The organism is Gordonia sp. PDNC005 (assembly GCF_016919385.1).
Classification (GTDB): domain Bacteria; phylum Actinomycetota; class Actinomycetes; order Mycobacteriales; family Mycobacteriaceae; genus Gordonia.
The window spans coordinates 3,255,577-3,271,774 of record NZ_CP070351.1 but is presented as its reverse complement, the minus strand read 5'-3'; the positions used below and the strand labels follow the sequence as shown (position 1 = coordinate 3,271,774).

Below are 16,198 nucleotides of genomic sequence, written 5' to 3'. Positions count from 1 at the left end.
GTTTTTCTCTCCTCTCGCGGGTCACAGGTGGTTTCGGTACGACTCGAAGTCGGCGTCGGGTTCGCCGCTCGGTGCGAAGTGGCTGACGTTGCGCAGGGTGTGGTCCCACTCCTCCTCGGGCCGCCAGACGGCCTTCACGCGCATGCCCATTCGGACCTCCGACGCCTCGACGTCGAGGATCAGGTGCAGGAACGGGATGTCGGCGCCGTCGAGCAGCACATAGGCCGCGACATACGGCGGCTTGATCTGCTGGCCGAGGAACGGCACGTTGACGATGCAGAACGTGGTGATCGTGCCGGTGTCGGGGAGCTCGACGCGTTCGGTGGTCAGCGAGCCGTCGGCCGGCGAGACCACGCGCGGCGGGAAGTACACCTCGCCGGTCTCCACACGTCCGCCGATGAGCTTGCCCGCCTTGAGGCCCTCGAGGTACCAGGACTCAGACTCGGTGGCGGTGTGCTTGACGGTCATGCCGATGGGAGTGGTGATGACGACGTTGCCGGCGGCGTCGGCGATCGACTCGCCGTCGGACGGCGTGGCCTGCGACGCCGCGTCGCCGACGGCGAAGTGTGAGATGTCGTCGATGCGGCCGGTGCGGACCTCACGCCAGACGGCGTGAACACGTGCGCCGGTGCTCAGCTCGGATGCCGTATCCGCGGAGACGGCGTGCAGCAGCGCGGTGTCGGCGCCGTCGAGCTTGATCAGGGCCCACGCGAACGGTTGGTCCAGGGGCTGCTCGGGTGACGGCGACGGCTGCCACGTCCAACTCTGGACAGTTCCGACGGCGGCGACCTCGACGATGTCGGACGTCGCAGCGCCCGTCGTCGGATCGAATTCCGTCGGCGGGACGCTGACTCGGCCGTCGGATCCGCGGCTACCGACGATTCGACCGTCGCGCAGTGCGAGGGCGAACTGCGACAGGACGGGGCCGAGAGACCTCGTGTAGTCGAAGGAGTTCTTCAGCTCGGCGGACAGGATCACCGACTCCGGGTCGGGCACCGCTACTTCGGGGCTCGTGGTTTCTGCACTATTGGTCACCTTCGAAGTAGAACACGTTCTAGTATTGCTGGCAAGGAATCCTTTGGAGAGGTGTGCGCGTGAAACTTGGTCTGCAACTCGGCTACTGGGGCGCGGGCCCGATCCCGAACGCGGCGGAACTGGTCGTCGCGGCGGAAGCGGCGGGCTTCGACTCGGTGTTCACCGCGGAGTCATGGGGTTCGGACTGCTATACACCGCTCGCGTGGTGGGGTTCGCAGACATCACGTGTTCGGCTCGGGACCGCCGTTGCACAGTTGTCGGCGCGTCCGCCGACGTCGCTGGCCATGGCGGCCCTGACGCTCGATCATCTGTCGGGCGGTCGGCATGTGATCGGTCTCGGTGTGTCAGGTCCGCAGGTCGTCGAAGGCTGGTACGGCCAGCCGTTCGCGAAACCGCTGGCCCGCACTCGCGAATACGTCCAGGTCGTAAGGGACGTGCTCGCTCGGGAGGGCGCCGTTCGCAACGACGGCCCGCATTACCCGCTGCCGCTCGCGGAGGGGCCCGGCGTCACCGGTCTCGGCAAGCCGCTCAAGCCGATCACACATCCGCTACGTGCAGACGTCCCGATCTGGCTCGGCGCCGAAGGGCCGAAGAACGTCGCGCAGACGGCCGAGATCGCCGACGGTTGGCTCGCCGTGTTCTACACGCCGCGCATCTCGCCCATGTTCAACGGCTGGCTCGACGAGGGCTTCGCGAGGCCAGGTGCTCGACGGACGCGCGAGACCTTCGAGATCGCCGCGAACGCTCAGTGCGTGATCACCGACGATGTCGCCGCCGCTCTCGATCGTTATCGCCCGTCCGCCGCCCTGTACGTGGGCGGGATGGGCGCCAAGGAGAAGAACTTCCACGCCGATCTGTACCGCCGGATGGGCTACGGCGACGTGGTCGACGAGGTGACCCGCCTCTTCCTCTCCGGCAAGAAGGCCGAGGCCGTCGCCGCGGTGCCGGACGAGATGGTCCGCGAGACGATGCTCGTCGGGACGAAGGATCAGGTCCGCGAGCAGATCAAGGAATGGGAGGCCTCCGGCGTCACGACTCTCATGGTCACCGCCCGCGATGCCGACACCATCCGAGAGCTTGCCACCCTCGTCTGATCCGATCTCCCATGGTGATGGCGCCTTGCGCGACGGCGGGCCTCAACACTAGGTTGCGACGGTCACGGATAGGACTTCGTCGGCGGTCGGGAGTTTGTCTCGTAGTCGTCAGCCACTGAGTCGTAGTCGGGCATCGGGGTTCCTCTCGTGTGGTGACGGGCCTCGCTGCGCTGATGGCCCGCGCCGCGCCGCGGTGTCCGACTTCGAGCCCGGCTTACGGCGCGACGACGGTCGACGTGCACGTTCGGGCCGGAACGGCCCAGACCGCGTTGCGATTCGTGGTCGTCAGACTGAGGCGCACCTTGCCGGGACCGAACGACGACCGTTTGACGGTGAAGTTGTGGACGCCGGTGTTCGGTGGGCGAACCCTGCTGTTGGCGACGAGGACGCCGTTGCGGCCGGTGTTGAGGTTCTTCCACGCGAGACGTGCGTGGGAGTCGTAGCCGAGGCCGACCCACAGGCTGCCGTACGTGATCTGCATGTAGACGGTCCCCGCGTACTCCGACACGAACACTCGGTTCGGCTGGTACGGCATGTCGACGACGTTCGGGCTCAAGTTGGTGCAGTCGCCGATCGGATACGCCTTGGTGACAGCTGAGGCGTCGCCGGCGGGGGCGGCGATCAGGGCTGCGGCGCCGGCTGCGGCGACGACTCCCGCGGCGAGTCGAGTGCGGACGGACATGGGGACCTCCTGGGTTGAACGGTCTATGTCCTGATTGTCGTCGCCTGGCACGGATTTGTTAGTCCGTTCGCCGGATTTCGATCGAGGCGCCGCCCCAAGACCCCGCGTGTCACTCGCCGGTGAAGACCGGCTTCTCGCGATTCGCGAACGCGCGGGGACCGATCTTCGCGTCGGCCGACTTGAACACGGCCGCGCCGAGCTCGGCGTCGATCTTGAACGCCTCTTCCTCGTGAAGGCCCTCGGAGTCGCGGATGGTCTTGAGGATGGCCTGCACGGCGAGCGGGCCGTTGGCGGCGATCTGATCGGCGATCTCAAGGGCCTTGTCGAGAGCGGAGCCGTCGGGCACGAGGTATCCGATCAGGCCGTACTCCTTGGCTTCGGCCGCGGTGATGTGACGGCCGGTCAGGAGGATGTCGGCGGCGATCGTGTACGGGATCTGGCGGACTAGGCGGACGGCGCTGCCGCCGAGCGGAAACAGGCCCCACTTGGCTTCGGAGACGCCGAACTTGGCGCTCTCGCCCGCGACACGGATGTCGGTGCCCTGCAGGATCTCCGTGCCGCCGGCGATGGCGGGACCCTCGACAGCGGCGATGAGAGGCTTCGTCAGACGACGTCCCTTGAGCAGTGCGGGCAGGCGCGTCAGGTCCCAGCCGCCCTCGGCGAACTTGTCGCCCGGGGCCTTCTGATTCATGGCCTTGAGGTCGGCTCCCGCGCAGAAGTACCCGCCTGCTCCGGTGAGGATCGCGACCCGGATCTCCGGATCGGCGTCGACCTGGTCCCAGGCGTCCTCCATGATGCGCATCATCTCGCCCGAGAGGGCGTTGCGCGCCTGCGGACGGTTCATCGTGACGATCAGGACGTGCCCGCGCTTCTCGACGAGGCATTCCGGCGCGGTCTGGGTCTCGGTGGTCATGGTTGCTCCTGTCGTCGACTGGGCGGGATGCGCCGAGTGTCACGAAATCCTTGCCGCGAACGATAACACGTTCTAGTTTTGACGTATGGCCTTCACGATTGCCGACTTGATCGAGCACGCCGTCGACTTGATGCCCGACCGCATCGCTCTCGAATCCGGCGACCAGCAGCGCACCTACGCCGAGATGGAGGCGCGATCGAACGCGCTCGCCCACAAGCTGCGCGAGCTGGGCGTCCGACCCGGCGACGCAGTGGGTCTGTACAGCCGAAACACGATCGAATCGGTCGAGGCGATGATCGCCATCTTCAAGGCGCGAGCGGTGATGGTGAACGTCAACTACCGCTACGTGGAGGCCGAACTGGAGCACATCTTCGCCGACTCCGGCATGAGAGTCCTCATCCACGAAGGACTGTACTCCGAGCGCGTCTGCAACGTGTTCTCGAATTCGAGCTACGACATCACTGCGCGCATCGTGATCAATTCCCTCGACTCGGCTCAGGGAGCAGAGGAGACGGTCCTCGACTACGAGGACGCGATCGCGTCGTCCTCCACTGAGCGCGACTTCGAAGAGCGCAGCAACGACGACCTGTACATGCTGTACACGGGTGGGACCACCGGCAAGCCCAAGGGCGTCGTCTGGCGGCAGGAAGACGTGTGGCGGGTGCTGGGCGGCGGCATCGACTGGTACTCGGGCCGCCCGATCGACGACGAGTGGGAACACGCGAAGACCGGGGCCGACGGCGGCCAGCTTGTTCGGTTCCCGATTCCGCCGTTCATCCACGGCGGAAGCCAGTGGGCCATCTTCCAATCGCTGTTCGCGGGCGGCAAAGCCGTCGTCTACCCCGACTTCGACGCCGAAGCCGTCTGGCGGGCCGTTGAGAAGCACCAGGTGAACGTCGTCTTCATCACCGGTGATGCGATGGGCCGTCCGATGATCGACGCGCTCGAAGCCGGTGAGTACAACACGTCGTCGGTGTTCTCCGTCGCGTCGTCGGCGGCATTGTTCTCGCCGTCCGTCAAGGACCGCTACCTGGAGGCTTTCCCGAATGCGGTGATCGTCGACGCCATCGGCTCATCGGAGACGGGCTTCGGCGGTATGGGCATGGCGGTCAAGGGGCAGAGCAGGGTCGGCGCGCCGACGGTCAAGGCAGACCCCAACACGCATGTGCTCCGCGAGGACGGCACGCAGATCGAGCCCGGCAGCGGCGAGACCGGCATGCTGGCTCGCACCGGGCACATCCCGCTTCGCTACCACAACGATCCGGTGAAGAGTGCGTCCACTTTCGTCGAGTACAACGGCGTCCGGTACTCCCTTCCCGGGGATCACGCCCGGGTGGAGGCCGACGGCACCATCACCATGCTCGGCCGCGGTTCGATGTCGATCAACACCGGTGGCGAGAAGGTGTTCCCCGAAGAGGTCGAGGCGGCCCTGAAGGCGCATCCGGACGTGTTCGACGTCAGCGTCGTCGGAGTCCCGGACGATCGGTTCGGGCAGCGTGTCGCCGCGGTGATCGCAACGCGCGACGGTGCTCGGCCCTCACTGACCGACCTGAACGAGGTGGTCCGCGCCGAACTCGCCGGCTACAAGACCCCACGCAGCGTGTGGTTCGTCGATGACTTCAAGCGTTCGCCCGCAGGCAAGCCCGACTACCGCTGGGCGTCGAGCATCACCACGTCGCGCCCCGCAGACGAAGCTTTCTAGACCCCGCAGTGCCCCGATAACGAAGGACTTTCATGAAGACTGATCTCGCCGAGAAGTTCGGCATCGAATACCCGATCTTCGGCTTCACACCCAGCGAGCACGTCGCAGCGGCGATCAGCCGTGCGGGTGGCCTCGGCGTGCTGGGATGCGTGCGATTCAACGAGCCGGAGGAACTCGACGCCGTACTCGAATGGATGCACGAGAACACCGACGGCAAGCCGTTCGGCGTCGACGTCGTGATGCCCGCCAAGATTCCGACCGAGGGCTCCAAGGTCGATCTCGACACCATGATTCCGCCGGAGCATCGGGCCTTCGTCGAGCGGACGCTCGACGAGCTCGGCGTTCCCGCACTGCCCGACGGCGGCGACCGCATCAACACCGGCGTCCTCGGCTGGCTGCACTCGGTGGCGCGCTCGCACGTCGATGTCGCGATGGAGCACACCCGCAAGTACGGACAGATCAAGCTGATCGCCAACGCTCTCGGCTCGCCGCCGAAGGACGTCATCGACCTCGCACACGAGAACGGCGTGCAGGTCGCGGCTCTCGCGGGCGCCAAGGAGCACGCGCTCAGCCACGTCGACGCAGGCGTCGACATCGTGATCGCGCAGGGCTACGAAGGCGGCGGCCACACCGGCGAGGTCACGTCGATGATCCTCTGGCCGGAACTCGTCGACGCGCTCGGCGACGCGGCTCCGGTTCTCGCCGCGGGAGGCGTGGGCAGCGGCAGGCAGATCGCCGCGGCGATCGCCATGGGCGCGCAAGGTGTCTGGATGGGCACCTACTGGCTGACCGCCGCCGAGTACAACCTCGGCGCGACCGGTGACGGCCCGTCCACGGTGCAGAAAGCTCTGCTCGCCGCGACCTCGCGTGACACCGTCCGGCGCCGCATCTACTCGGGCAAGCCCGCCCGACTTCTCAAGACCAAGTGGACCGACGCGTGGGACGCCCCCGGCGCGCCGGACGCTCTGCCCATGCCGCTGCAGAACCTGCTCGTCGGCGAGGCTCACGCTCGGATCTCGCTGGCCGACGATCCAGGAGTCGTCGCGATGCCCGCGGGCCAGATCGTCGGGCGATGCAACGAGATCACTCCGGTGGCCGAGCTCATCGACGGGCTGGTCGCCGAGTACAAGGACGCGGTGGCCCGCATGAACGCGACCGTCGAGTAATTCGACGGAGCGCACGCAGACGGCCGGACGATCGAACAGGGCGATCGTCCGGCCGTCTTCGCTTCGACTAGCTTCGCTCGCTCAACGAGCAGTAGGGACTCGCTTCCCTGCTCCTTGAGCGAGCTTGCCAGTCGAAAGGCGCTCAAGGAGCAGTGGGGAGCCCGTACCGGCGACGGAACCGCTCGACGCGGCCCTCGGTGTCCATGACCCGCTGCGCGCCCGTCCAGAACGGGTGTGAATCGCTCGTCACGTCGACCGTGATCAGCGGGTACGTGTTCCCGTCCGACCACACGACGGTGTTCTCCGAGGTCGTGGTGGAACGCGTCAGGAACTCCTTGCCGGTGGCGGCGTCGCGAAACACGACTGGCCCGTAGGCGGGGTGGATTCCGGTCTTCATGTCATTCTCCTTCTGTATCTGTTCTCGACTCGGTGCGAGTCGTGGTCATCGAGTCGGCAGCTGATTCGTCGGGGCGGTCGAGGTCGTCGCACGGGTCGCGGTGCGCATGTCCGAACGGCGACGGCAACGCGGCGAGATAGGCGGGTCCCTGTGCGATCTCGTCGTCGTCGACAAGCGCCGCGGTCAGCGTGCGGACGATCGTGTCTGGATCGGCGCGGTGGCAGAGCACTGTCAATGACGTGTGGCGGTCGCCGTACTCCGGGTCCCATCGGAGAGCGGCCAGTGCGCGGTGCTCGGGCGCCACCTGAGCGGTCTCGTCCGCACATGCGATCCACGTTCCGACGTGTCGGATGCCGAGCGCTCCGCCCGCGGAGTCCAACCACATGACGTCGTCGGGGTCCGACGCGAGCCACAGTCGGCCCCGTGCTGTGACGACTCCGTCCAACAGGACGTCGAGCGCGTCGTGCAGTCGGGTCGGGTGGAACGGACGGTCGGCCTCGAACGGAACGAGGGTGACCCCGCAGTCGGAGTCGAGGTCCGGACTGCCTGCGAGCAGTGGGTCGAACGGGTGAGTCGGACGTCCTCGGGGCGACTCCGGCTGCGCCGAGGTGATCGACGATTCGACGAGGTCCCGCGTCAACGACTGCTGACTGTTGAGGGTTCGCATACCGGCCGCCGGCGCCAGTCGGAGCAGCGTCGCGTGCAGGCGGGCGAGATCGTAGGCGGTGTCTGAGCCGTCCGCGTTGTCGACGATGATCGCGTCGGCGAAACGAGTCTGTCCCACGGTCACCTGGGCCATGGTGCGCTCGTCCTCAGACGCGACGAGGTTGGACTCGTGCAGCGTCAGGTCGCCGGTCGCATCGACGAGCCAGGTCGGTGCGTCGATCCCGCACACGGTCGCCACGACCTCGACGTCGGTCCCCGCGGGGGCGGGAGCGGCTCCACGAGCTTCCACGATCGTGTGCCGGATCTCGACACTCAGCGACTCTGGTTCGATCGCCGGGTCGAGAAGGACGACGATCCGTTCCACATCGGGATCGCGGTGCAGCGTTCTGAGCATCGGCAACAGGTCCAGCCGCAGAGTGCACGACACGCAGCCGTGCTCGAGTTCTATGTCGTCGATCATCAGGCTGTCGACGCCGTCTGGCGCCATCCGATGTTGGATCCGCGTGACGCGTCCAGTGGCGACGTCACGGAGGTCGTGCGAGACGACGGTGGTGCCCGGTCTCAGCAGGGTGTACGCGATACGAGCGTTCGTCGTGCGGTGCAGGCCGGTCACCAGCGTCACCGGGGTGCGCTGCAGTGCGTCTGCCATGTGGCTCCTCCTCACGTGTTAATGAACACGATTTCCATTTATTTCATTCCGACTGTAGCCTCGCTCTCAGTGTTAATGCGAATCGTTACCAATAAGAAGGGGTGAATGTGTCGGCCGTATGTCAGGTCACGGGTAAGGTCCCGGGCTTCGGAAAGCAGGTGTCGCACTCGCATCGTCGGACGTCGCGCCAGTGGCGACCGAACGTGCAGCGCAAGACCTACTGGGTTCCTTCGCTGGGGCGCCGAGTGACGCTCCGGGTCAGCACGACGGGGATCAAGATCATCGACCGAGACGGCATCGACGCCGTTGTCGGGCGAATCGCTGCTGCGGGGAGGCTTCGATGAGTCGCGGCACCGACCTACGTCCGATCGTCAAACTCGCCTCTTCCGCCGGCACCGGCTACACCTACGTCACCAGGAAGAACCGCCGAAACAATCCCGACCGTCTCACGCTGCGGAAGTACGACCCGATCGTGAAACGGCACGTCGAGTTCAAGGAGAGCCGCTGATGGCCAAGAAGTCGAAGATCGTGAAAGAACAACAGCGCAGGGTGATCGTCGAACGATATGCGGCCCGGCGCGCCGAGCTGAAGGCCCTGATGGCAGACGCCGCGGCGTCGCCAGAGGAGAAGGAGGCGGCGCGCGCCGAACTCGCGCGTCAGCCGCGCGATGCCAGCGCGACTCGATTGCGGAACCGCGATGCCGTCGACGGCCGACCGCGCGGCTACATCGGCAAGGCGGGTGTCTCGCGGGTCCGGTTCCGCGAGATGGCGCACCGTGGTGAACTGCCCGGAATCAAGAAGGCGAGCTGGTGAAGAAGACCAGGACCACACCGAAGTCGATCAAGGCGCGACGAAGCGCCGACCCCCGATTGACGTTCGACTACAAAGACACCGAAACGCTTCGGCGCTTCCTCAACGACCGTGGACGGATTCGGCGTCGCGACGTGACGGGGCTGTCGCCGCAGCAGCAGCGACAACTCGCAACAGCCGTGCGGAACGCCCGCGAGATGGCGCTGCTGCCCTTCGGCCGCTAGGCGATCCAGGACGGATCGCCGAGCGAGGCGGCGAGAGCGGCGCGGGCGGTCTTGAATGTCGCGGTCTCGGGGAGTGCCTCCACCAGCCAGACGCGGGTCGGGCGCTGTTTCGGTCCGAGGTCGGGCTGAGCGTCGAGGAACTCGTCCAAGGCGGGACGGTCGAGACCCGGAGCGACCAGCACCGCGCCGACGGCGTCGCCGATCTCGGTCGGGACTCCGACGACGACGACCTCACGGATTGCGGGATGACGCCGCAGGACGGTTTCGATGGGCCGGGTGCCGAGGTTCTCGCCGTCCACACGCAGCCAGTCCCCGATGCGACCGGCGAAGTGGACAAATCCTTCGTCGTCCACCCATCCGAGGTCCCCGGTTCGGTACATCCCGCCGCGGAGACGTTCGTCGGTCGCGGCCTGGTCGCCGTAGTAGCCGTCGAACAGGCCTGGGCCCGAGGTGTTCACGATCTCTCCGACCACACCGGGCGCCACCGCTTCGCCGGTGTCGGGATCGACGATCGCGTTCGGCGCGAGCAGCGGACCGAGCGCGTCGTCCGGCGTCTCGGGCGTCCGTGAGATCGAGACACCGCCCTCGGTGGAACCGAACCCGTCGATCACCCGTGCGCCGAAGCGGCGATTGAACTCGGCTCGGTCGGACGCCGACGCCTCGTTGCCGTACATGATGCGCAGGGGCACATCGCGGTCGTCGGGACGCTCCTCGGTCGCGAGAATGTAGTGGAGCGGCTTGCCCACATAGTTCGCGTAGGTGACGCCGTAGCGGCGCACGTCATCACCGAACCCTCGGGCCGAGAAGCTCCGCCGGATCGCGATGGACGCGCCGCCCGCGGCCGCGACCGACCACCCTGCGATCAGCGCGTTGGAATGGAACATGGGCATCGCGAGATAAGCGACGTCCGACGGCCCGATGCCGAACCGGTCGGCGAGCATCGCTCCGGCCGCGGCGAACTTGCGCTGACTGCACCGGACGGCCTTCGGATCGCCCGTTGTTCCGGAAGTGAAGATCAGCATCACCAGGTCGTCGGGCGAGGTGTGTGCTGGAACGAAATCCGCCCCCGACGTCGCGGCGAGGAGGTCGGACCACTCCGAGGAATCGACGTTGATCACCCGCATTCCGGGCGCGGGGTCGAACAGGCCCGATGATGCCGAGTCGACGAGGACGAGCTGGCAGTCGGACCGGACCGCATCCGCCGTCAGCGCCGCGCCGCGCCGCGTCGAATTGAGTCCGACCAGCACGAACCCGCCGAGCGCAGCCGCCGCGAAGAGGCTGGAGAACTCGACTGAGTTCGGCAGAAGGATGCCGACGTGCGCCGGTCTGGACGCGTCGAGCATCGACCGGACGGCCGCCGCGCGACGGCGGGCGTCGAGCAGGTGATCCCGCCACGAAGTGAACTCGCCCTCAAACCAGACGCCGCGGTCGACCACCTCGGCCAGCGGTTCGAGGAGTTCGCCGATCGTTCGCGGATCGGTGACGGCCGGGCCGGTCATCGCGAGGCCAGAGCTCCGCCGAGCTCGGCGAGGACAACCGGTGCCGAACCGTAGGTGAACTCGTTCTGCTTGGCGCGAAGAAAGAATCGGTGCACCGGATGCGAGGTGTCGAGGCCGACGCCGCCGTGCACGTGCACCGTGGTGTGGGCGACGCGGTGGCCTGCCTCGGCAGTCCAGAACGCGGCCGTGCCGACGGCGTCCGAAGCCGCGTCGGCCTCCGCATCGTCCGAACCGGACAGCAGCCAAGCGGCCTGTGCGACGGTCAGCGCCAGCGCCTGTGCATCGATGTAGTCGTCGGCCAGGCGCTGCGCGACTGCCTGGAACGAGCCGATCTTGCGGCCGAACTGCTCGCGGTCGCGGGCGTACTCGGCGGTCGCGTCGAGAGCGCCTGCGACCACACCGGCCTGATCCGCGGCCACACCGAGACGCAGCAGATCGCGAGCCAGTTCGGCGGTGGCGGCGCCGCCGCCGAGGATGACGGCCTCGGCCGCGGTGAAAGTGACCGTGAATGTCGGTGTGAGACCCGTCGAGCGGACTTCGACGAGGTCCACACCGTCACCGGCGGACACGACGGCGGCTACCGGTCCGTCGGCGCCCGCTGCGATCACGAGGAACGCGTCGGCGGCCGATGCGTACGGCACGTTCGCCTTGACGCCCGACACCCGGCCGTCGGTGATCGTCGCGGTCGGTGCGAGGAGGTCGTAACTGAGGTCCTCCTCGACAGCCGCGGTCAGCACGGCATCGCCGGAGGCCGCACGCGCCAGCAACTCGGTGAGCTCGGCCGGGCCGTGCGCATCGATCAGCGGAACCGCGGCGACGGCGTGCTGCGGATAGGGCACACGCGCCAGTGCTCGGCCGAGTGCAGTCGCGACGGCTGTGGTCTCGAGCGTGGTCAGGTCGGCCGCGGCGTCGCCTGCCCGGCCTGACGATGCGGCGAGGCCGAGTAGACCCGAGGCCGCGATCTCGCGCCACAGATCACGATCGATCGGGGTGTTGTCGGCCTCGAGCTGCGCGGTCCGTTCCGGCGTGGCGAGGCGGGCGACGATGTCTGTGGTGAGGCCGGTCAGATCACCCGACGCCTCGGTGGGAGTGAAGTCCATGGAATGCTCCTTGGTCGAGAGGAAGTTCGGGTCAGCGCCGGGCCGGGGGCAGCTTCAGTGCGAGCATGCCGATGATGTCGCGCTGGATCTCGTTGGTGCCGCCCCCGAAGGTGAGGATCAGTGAGGTGCGGGCGAACCGCTCGAGCCGACCCTGAAGATGAGCGCCCGGAGTGCCCTGTCGCAATGTCGCCGCTGGCCCGGCGACCTCCATGAGCAGGCGGTACGCCTCGGTGGCGAACTCGGTGCCGAACACCTTGGTGGCCGAGGCGTCCGCGGGCGACGGCGACCCGCCGGACGCTGCGATCGACGCGATCTTCCAGTTGACGAGCTTGAGGAACTCGACCTTGGCGTGCACTCGGGCGAGGTTGGCCTGGACCCACGGGACGTCGATGAGACGTCCGCCGCCGTAGCTCTGCTCCCTGGCGAATGCGAGCGTCTCGTTGAACGCGGTCTGGATCGGCGCCGCGCTGCAGAGAGCCACGCGTTCGTTGTTGAGCTGGTTGGTGACGAGTGACCAGCCGCCGCCCTCTTCGCCGATGAGGGCGCTGGTGGGTACGCGGACGTCCTGGTAGTAGGTCGCGCTGGTGTCGACACCCGACATCGTGTGGACCGGCGTGTACGAGAAGCCGTCCGCGGTCGTCGGCATGATGAGCATCGAGATGCCCTTGTGCTTGGAGGCCTCCGGGTCGGTGCGGCACGCGAGCCAGACGTAGTCGGCGTACGGGATGAGGCTCGTCCACATCTTCTGGCCGTTGATGACGTATTCGTCGCCTTCGCGGACCGCAGTTGTGCGCAGGGACGCCAAATCTGTGCCCGCTCCGGGCTCGGAGTACCCGATGGAGAAGTGCAGGTCGCCCGCTGCGATCTTCGGAAGGAAGAAGTCCTTCTGCTCCGGGGTGCCGTAGTGCATGATCGTCGGCGCGACCGAGTTGATCGTCAAGAACGGAACCGGGGCACCGGCGATGGCGGCCTCGTCGGTGAAGATCAGTTGGTCCATCATCGACCGGTTGGCGCCGCCGAACTCGGTCGGCCAGCCCAGTGCGAGCCATCCGTCGCGACCCATCTGGCGGACCACGTCGCGGTAGGCGTCGCCTTCGCCGAGTTCGCCGTCTCCGCCGGTCAGGGCGGCGCGGCGCTCGGTGGTCATGAGCCCGGTGAAGTAGTCGCGCAGTTCGCGGCGCAACTCCTCCTGCTCAGTGGTGTATGCGATCCGCATGCGGTGTCTCCTGCGATCTTCCGGCGCTCGTGGCACCGGTGTGCTTGGCTACTTCTGAAACACGTTCTAACGTGTAATCACCGAGTCCGTCAACCGCCGGGCACGCGACGCGAGGAGGATGCAATGCGAATCAAGGCCGATTTTGATCTGTGCGAGTCGAACGCCGTCTGCGTCGGGATGGCTCCCGACGTCTTCGAGCTCGACGACAACGACTACCTGGTCATTCTCAACGACGAGGTTCCGGACGAGCGTGTCGAGGAGATGCGCCAGGTGGTCGCCTCGTGCCCACGATCGGCACTGTCGATCGAATGATCCCCGACTGGTCCGGGGCGTTGTACTTTCTTCACTTCTCGACCTGAAGTGTTAGAACGTGTTCTAATCTTGTTCGGGTCAGAGACCGAGCGTCGCGGGGCGACGCCGGAGAGTAGGAGTCCGCCGTGGGTAAGTCGCTTGAAGGCAAAGTCGCCGTAGTCACCGGTGCAGGTGCAGGTCTGGGGCGCGCGGAGGCGATCGGTCTTGCGGCCGACGGGGCCACCGTGATCGTGAACGATCTGGACAGGTCCCTGCAGACCAGCGACGTTTTCGACGTCATCTCCTCGGCGGGCGGAAAGGCCGTGCCGGTGGCGGGTGACATCTCCGACGCCGCGACCGCGCGCGAGATCATGCGCACCGCGACCGAGGACCTCGGCGGGCTCGACATCGTCATGAGCAACGCGGGCATCACCCGCGACACCATGCTCTTCAACATGAGCGACGACGAGTGGGACCTTGTGGTCAACGTGCATCTGCGCGGCCACTTCCTGCTCAACCGCAACGCTGCGGCGTACTGGCGCGGCGCGTCGAAGGCCGCGGGTGCGCCCGTGTACGGCCGCCTGATCAACACCTCGTCGGAAGCAGGTCTTCTCGGCCCCGCCGGGCAGGCGAACTATGCGGCGGCCAAGGCCGGCATCACCGCGTTGACGCTGTCGGCGTCCCGCGCGCTGTCTCGATACGGGGTCACGGCGAACGCGATCTGCCCGCGTGCACGCACCGCGATGACGGCCGGCGTCTTCGGCGACGCCCCGGAGGGCACCGTCGATCCGCTGTCGCCCGAGCACGTCGTGACGCTGGTCCGCTATCTCGCGAGCCCCGCGGCGGCGGCGGTCAACGGACAGGTGTTCGTCGTCTACGGGCCCAAGGTCACGCTGATGGCCGCACCACGTATCCGCGAGGTCTTCGAGGCAGACGGCGACGACTGGACTGTAGACGCGTTGTCCGGTTCACTGTCCGAGTACTTTTCGCTACCGACCAGTAGTGGTTCGTTCTCGGCGTCGGACTTGACCGACTGAAAACGAAGTAACCCATCAACAGGAACTATGTCGATTAGTGGCACTGACGTGCCCGGTACGCGTGTTAGATTGCGTGCACAAGTGGGAGGAGGGGACTTGCTCACCAAGCTTGCTGCCCCGATGAACGGTGTGGGGGACTTCGTCGCACTGGGTGTCGAATCAGCCCGGGAGCTGTTCCGTCGTCCCTTTCAGTGGCGCGAAACGGTAGAGCAGTCGTGGGCCATCGCCCGCGTCTCCCTCGTCCCGACGTTGCTCGTCGCAATTCCGTTCACCGTTCTTGTCAGTTTCACATTGAACATCCTGCTCCGAGAGATCGGTGCGCAGGACCTCTCCGGTGCAGGCGCGGCCCTCGGCACGATCACGCAGATCGGGCCGATCGTGACCGTGCTCATCGTTGCAGGCGCAGGCGCCACCGCGATCTGCGCGGACCTGGGCGCCCGAACGATTCGTGAAGAGATCGACGCGCTTCGGGTTCTCGGTATCAACCCGATCCACCGGCTCGTCGTCCCGCGCGTCATCGCGTCCACCGGAGTGGCTCTCCTGTTGAACAGCCTCGTCTGCACGATCGGCATCGCGGGTGGATTCGTCTTCTCCGTGTATTTGCAGGACGTGAACCCAGGCGCCTTCATCGCCAACCTCACCCTGCTGACCGGCCTCGGTGAGCTCGTCATCTCGATGATCAAGGCAGCGTTGTTCGGGCTGTTCGCAGGGCTCGTCGGCTGCTACCGCGGACTCAACGTGAAGGGCGGCGCAAAAGGCGTCGGCGACGCCGTGAACGAGACCGTCGTCTACTCCTTCATGGCGCTGTTCGTGGTGAACGTCGTCGTGACTGCGGTCGGACTGAAAGCGACGATGGGCTGACATGGTTCTTCCAGGTACAACACGACTCCTCACCGCCCGCGTCGCGCTCAAGCGTGCGGGTGATGACTGGAACAAGATCGGCGACCAGGCGCTCTTCTACTGGGACTCGATCGCGTCGATCCCGCGTGCACTCCGCCTGTACAAGAAGGAGACGCTGCGTCTGATCGCAGAGATCTCCATGGGCACCGGCGCCCTCGCGATGATCGGCGGCACGGTTGTCGTCGTGGGCTTCTTGACGCTGTTCACCGGCGGCACCATCGCAGTCCAGGGCTACAGCTCCCTCGCCAACATCGGCGTCGAGGCCCTCACCGGCTTCTTCTCTGCATTCATCAACGTGCGCATCGCCGTCCCCGTGATCGCGGGCATCGCGTTGGCGGCGACCATCGGCGCAGGCGCGACGGCGCAGCTCGGCGCCATGCGCGTGAGCGAGGAGATCGACGCCCTCGAGGTCATGGCCATCTCATCGATCCCATATCTGGTCAGCACGCGCATCATCGCAGGCCTGGTGGCGATCATCCCGCTGTACTCATTGGCTGCACTCGCGTCGTTCATCGCCAGTCGATTCGCCACAGTCGTTCTGTACGGGCAGTCGTCCGGCGTCTACGACCACTACTTCTCGACATTCCTCATCCCGTCGGACATCCTGTGGTCGTTTGTCCAGGCGATCTGCATGGCCGTCGCCGTGATGCTCATCCACACCTACTACGGCTTCAACGCCTCGGGCGGCCCCGTCGGCGTCGGTGTGGCCGTCGGCAACGCGGTTCGTGCGTCGCTGGTCGTGGTCGTCGTCATCACCCTTCTCACGTCGCTCGCCATCTACGGCGCCGACGGCAACTTCAACCTGGCCGGGTGAGAC

Annotated in this window: 19 protein-coding genes; 11 read left to right on the top strand and 8 right to left on the bottom strand. The window is 66.6% G+C overall.

Going from position 1 to position 16,198, the window contains the following annotated elements:
- Window positions 1–21: 21 nt before the first annotated feature.
- A complete protein-coding gene (locus tag JVX90_RS15735; protein ID WP_205329634.1) occupies window positions 22–1,035 on the bottom strand; it encodes an OB-fold nucleic acid binding domain-containing protein in 1,014 nt (337 codons plus the stop codon).
- A 59-nt stretch (window positions 1,036–1,094) separates the two neighbouring features.
- Here JVX90_RS15735 and JVX90_RS15730 point away from each other — a divergent pair, with 59 nt between their 5' ends.
- On the top strand, window positions 1,095–2,129 hold the full coding sequence (locus tag JVX90_RS15730; RefSeq protein WP_205329633.1) for an LLM class F420-dependent oxidoreductase: 1,035 nt from the start codon (window positions 1,095–1,097) through the stop codon (window positions 2,127–2,129).
- A gap of 214 nt (window positions 2,130–2,343) precedes the next feature.
- Here the strand turns inward: JVX90_RS15730 and JVX90_RS15725 are convergent, their stop codons facing one another.
- Entirely contained in the window at window positions 2,344–2,811 is a 468-nt protein-coding gene (locus tag JVX90_RS15725; RefSeq protein ID WP_205329632.1) for a hypothetical protein, read from the bottom strand.
- Between the two features lie 109 nt (window positions 2,812–2,920).
- A complete protein-coding gene (locus tag JVX90_RS15720; RefSeq protein WP_205329631.1) occupies window positions 2,921–3,724 on the bottom strand; it encodes a crotonase/enoyl-CoA hydratase family protein in 804 nt (267 codons plus the stop codon).
- An 85-nt stretch (window positions 3,725–3,809) separates the two neighbouring features.
- On the opposite strand from JVX90_RS15720, the gene JVX90_RS15715 reads away from it, so the two are divergent.
- Both JVX90_RS15715 and JVX90_RS15710 read left to right on the top strand, forming a co-directional pair.
- Window positions 3,810–5,426, top strand: coding sequence for an acyl-CoA synthetase (locus JVX90_RS15715; protein WP_205329630.1), 1,617 nt, complete (start codon window positions 3,810–3,812; stop codon window positions 5,424–5,426).
- 32 nt (window positions 5,427–5,458) lie between these two features.
- Window positions 5,459–6,592 (top strand): nitronate monooxygenase family protein, encoded by a 1,134-nt coding sequence (locus JVX90_RS15710; RefSeq protein ID WP_205329629.1) that lies wholly within the window; start codon window positions 5,459–5,461, stop codon window positions 6,590–6,592.
- A 142-nt stretch (window positions 6,593–6,734) separates the two neighbouring features.
- Here JVX90_RS15710 and JVX90_RS15705 read toward each other — a convergent pair whose 3' ends face one another.
- Window positions 6,735–6,989, bottom strand: coding sequence for a type B 50S ribosomal protein L31 (locus JVX90_RS15705; protein WP_205329628.1), 255 nt, complete (start codon window positions 6,987–6,989; stop codon window positions 6,735–6,737).
- A gap of 1 nt (window position 6,990) precedes the next feature.
- On the bottom strand, window positions 6,991–8,304 hold the full coding sequence (locus JVX90_RS15700) for a GTP-binding protein (RefSeq protein WP_205329627.1): 1,314 nt from the start codon (window positions 8,302–8,304) through the stop codon (window positions 6,991–6,993).
- A gap of 107 nt (window positions 8,305–8,411) precedes the next feature.
- Between JVX90_RS15700 and rpmB the strand changes: the two genes are divergently transcribed.
- The 4 genes from rpmB to rpsR are packed head-to-tail and all read left to right on the top strand — an operon-like array spanning window position 8,412 to window position 9,338.
- Window positions 8,412–8,648 carry a 50S ribosomal protein L28 gene (rpmB, locus tag JVX90_RS15695; protein ID WP_008377414.1) on the top strand — a complete coding sequence of 79 codons (237 nt, stop codon included), beginning with the start codon at window positions 8,412–8,414 and terminating at the stop codon, window positions 8,646–8,648.
- On the top strand, window positions 8,645–8,812 hold the full coding sequence (gene rpmG, locus JVX90_RS15690) for a 50S ribosomal protein L33 (protein WP_205329626.1): 168 nt from the start codon (window positions 8,645–8,647) through the stop codon (window positions 8,810–8,812). Before rpmB ends, rpmG begins: the two co-directional genes overlap by 4 nt.
- On the top strand, window positions 8,812–9,117 hold the full coding sequence (gene rpsN / locus JVX90_RS15685; protein ID WP_205329625.1) for a 30S ribosomal protein S14: 306 nt from the start codon (window positions 8,812–8,814) through the stop codon (window positions 9,115–9,117). The genes rpmG and rpsN overlap by 1 nt, the downstream gene beginning before the upstream one ends.
- Before the next feature lie 26 nt (window positions 9,118–9,143).
- Window positions 9,144–9,338 (top strand): 30S ribosomal protein S18, encoded by a 195-nt coding sequence (gene rpsR, locus JVX90_RS15680; RefSeq protein ID WP_240194186.1) that lies wholly within the window; start codon window positions 9,144–9,146, stop codon window positions 9,336–9,338.
- On the opposite strand, the gene JVX90_RS15675 is transcribed toward rpsR, so the two are convergent.
- From JVX90_RS15675 to JVX90_RS15665, 3 genes are read right to left on the bottom strand one after another with little or no spacing between them, the layout of a single operon-like run.
- A complete protein-coding gene (locus tag JVX90_RS15675) occupies window positions 9,335–10,837 on the bottom strand; it encodes an AMP-binding protein (RefSeq protein WP_205329623.1) in 1,503 nt (500 codons plus the stop codon). The two genes, rpsR and JVX90_RS15675, sit on opposite strands and share 4 nt — an antisense overlap.
- Window positions 10,834–11,937: an acyl-CoA dehydrogenase family protein gene (locus JVX90_RS15670; protein WP_205329622.1), complete on the bottom strand. Its 1,104-nt coding sequence runs from the start codon at window positions 11,935–11,937 to the stop codon at window positions 10,834–10,836. The genes JVX90_RS15675 and JVX90_RS15670 overlap by 4 nt, the downstream gene beginning before the upstream one ends.
- 31 nt (window positions 11,938–11,968) lie before the next feature.
- A complete protein-coding gene (locus JVX90_RS15665) occupies window positions 11,969–13,153 on the bottom strand; it encodes an acyl-CoA dehydrogenase family protein (protein ID WP_205329621.1) in 1,185 nt (394 codons plus the stop codon).
- A 123-nt stretch (window positions 13,154–13,276) separates the two neighbouring features.
- On the opposite strand from JVX90_RS15665, the gene JVX90_RS15660 reads away from it, so the two are divergent.
- The 4 genes from JVX90_RS15660 (at window position 13,277) to JVX90_RS15645 (ending at window position 16,195) form a co-directional block, all read left to right on the top strand.
- Window positions 13,277–13,465 (top strand): ferredoxin, encoded by a 189-nt coding sequence (locus tag JVX90_RS15660; RefSeq protein WP_205329620.1) that lies wholly within the window; start codon window positions 13,277–13,279, stop codon window positions 13,463–13,465.
- 125 nt (window positions 13,466–13,590) lie between these two features.
- Window positions 13,591–14,481 (top strand): 3-oxoacyl-ACP reductase, encoded by an 891-nt coding sequence (locus tag JVX90_RS15655; RefSeq protein ID WP_205329619.1) that lies wholly within the window; start codon window positions 13,591–13,593, stop codon window positions 14,479–14,481.
- 96 nt (window positions 14,482–14,577) lie between these two features.
- Window positions 14,578–15,342, top strand: a complete 765-nt coding sequence (locus tag JVX90_RS15650; protein WP_205329618.1) for an ABC transporter permease — start codon at window positions 14,578–14,580, stop codon at window positions 15,340–15,342.
- Window position 15,343: 1 nt separating this feature from the next.
- A complete protein-coding gene (locus JVX90_RS15645) occupies window positions 15,344–16,195 on the top strand; it encodes an ABC transporter permease (RefSeq protein ID WP_008377425.1) in 852 nt (283 codons plus the stop codon).
- Window positions 16,196–16,198: the final 3 nt, after the last annotated feature.

Bases quoted from the DNA above. Each gene is read 5' to 3' on its own strand.
- JVX90_RS15715 (WP_205329630.1), top strand. From the start codon at position 3,810: ATGGCCTTCACGATTGCCGACTTGATCGAGCACGCCGTCGACTTGATG.
- JVX90_RS15720 (WP_205329631.1), bottom strand. From the start codon at position 3,724: ATGACCACCGAGACCCAGACCGCGCCGGAATGCCTCGTCGAGAAGCGC.
- JVX90_RS15665 (WP_205329621.1), bottom strand. From the start codon at position 13,153: ATGCGGATCGCATACACCACTGAGCAGGAGGAGTTGCGCCGCGAACTG.
- JVX90_RS15705 (WP_205329628.1), bottom strand. From the start codon at position 6,989: ATGAAGACCGGAATCCACCCCGCCTACGGGCCAGTCGTGTTTCGCGAC.
- JVX90_RS15725 (WP_205329632.1), bottom strand. From the start codon at position 2,811: ATGTCCGTCCGCACTCGACTCGCCGCGGGAGTCGTCGCCGCAGCCGGC.
- JVX90_RS15675 (WP_205329623.1), bottom strand. From the start codon at position 10,837: ATGACCGGCCCGGCCGTCACCGATCCGCGAACGATCGGCGAACTCCTC.
- JVX90_RS15700 (WP_205329627.1), bottom strand. From the start codon at position 8,304: ATGGCAGACGCACTGCAGCGCACCCCGGTGACGCTGGTGACCGGCCTG.
- JVX90_RS15660 (WP_205329620.1), top strand. From the start codon at position 13,277: ATGCGAATCAAGGCCGATTTTGATCTGTGCGAGTCGAACGCCGTCTGC.
- JVX90_RS15670 (WP_205329622.1), bottom strand. From the start codon at position 11,937: ATGGACTTCACTCCCACCGAGGCGTCGGGTGATCTGACCGGCCTCACC.
- rpmG (WP_205329626.1), top strand. From the start codon at position 8,645: ATGAGTCGCGGCACCGACCTACGTCCGATCGTCAAACTCGCCTCTTCC.
- rpsN (WP_205329625.1), top strand. From the start codon at position 8,812: ATGGCCAAGAAGTCGAAGATCGTGAAAGAACAACAGCGCAGGGTGATC.
- JVX90_RS15645 (WP_008377425.1), top strand. From the start codon at position 15,344: ATGGTTCTTCCAGGTACAACACGACTCCTCACCGCCCGCGTCGCGCTC.
- JVX90_RS15710 (WP_205329629.1), top strand. From the start codon at position 5,459: ATGAAGACTGATCTCGCCGAGAAGTTCGGCATCGAATACCCGATCTTC.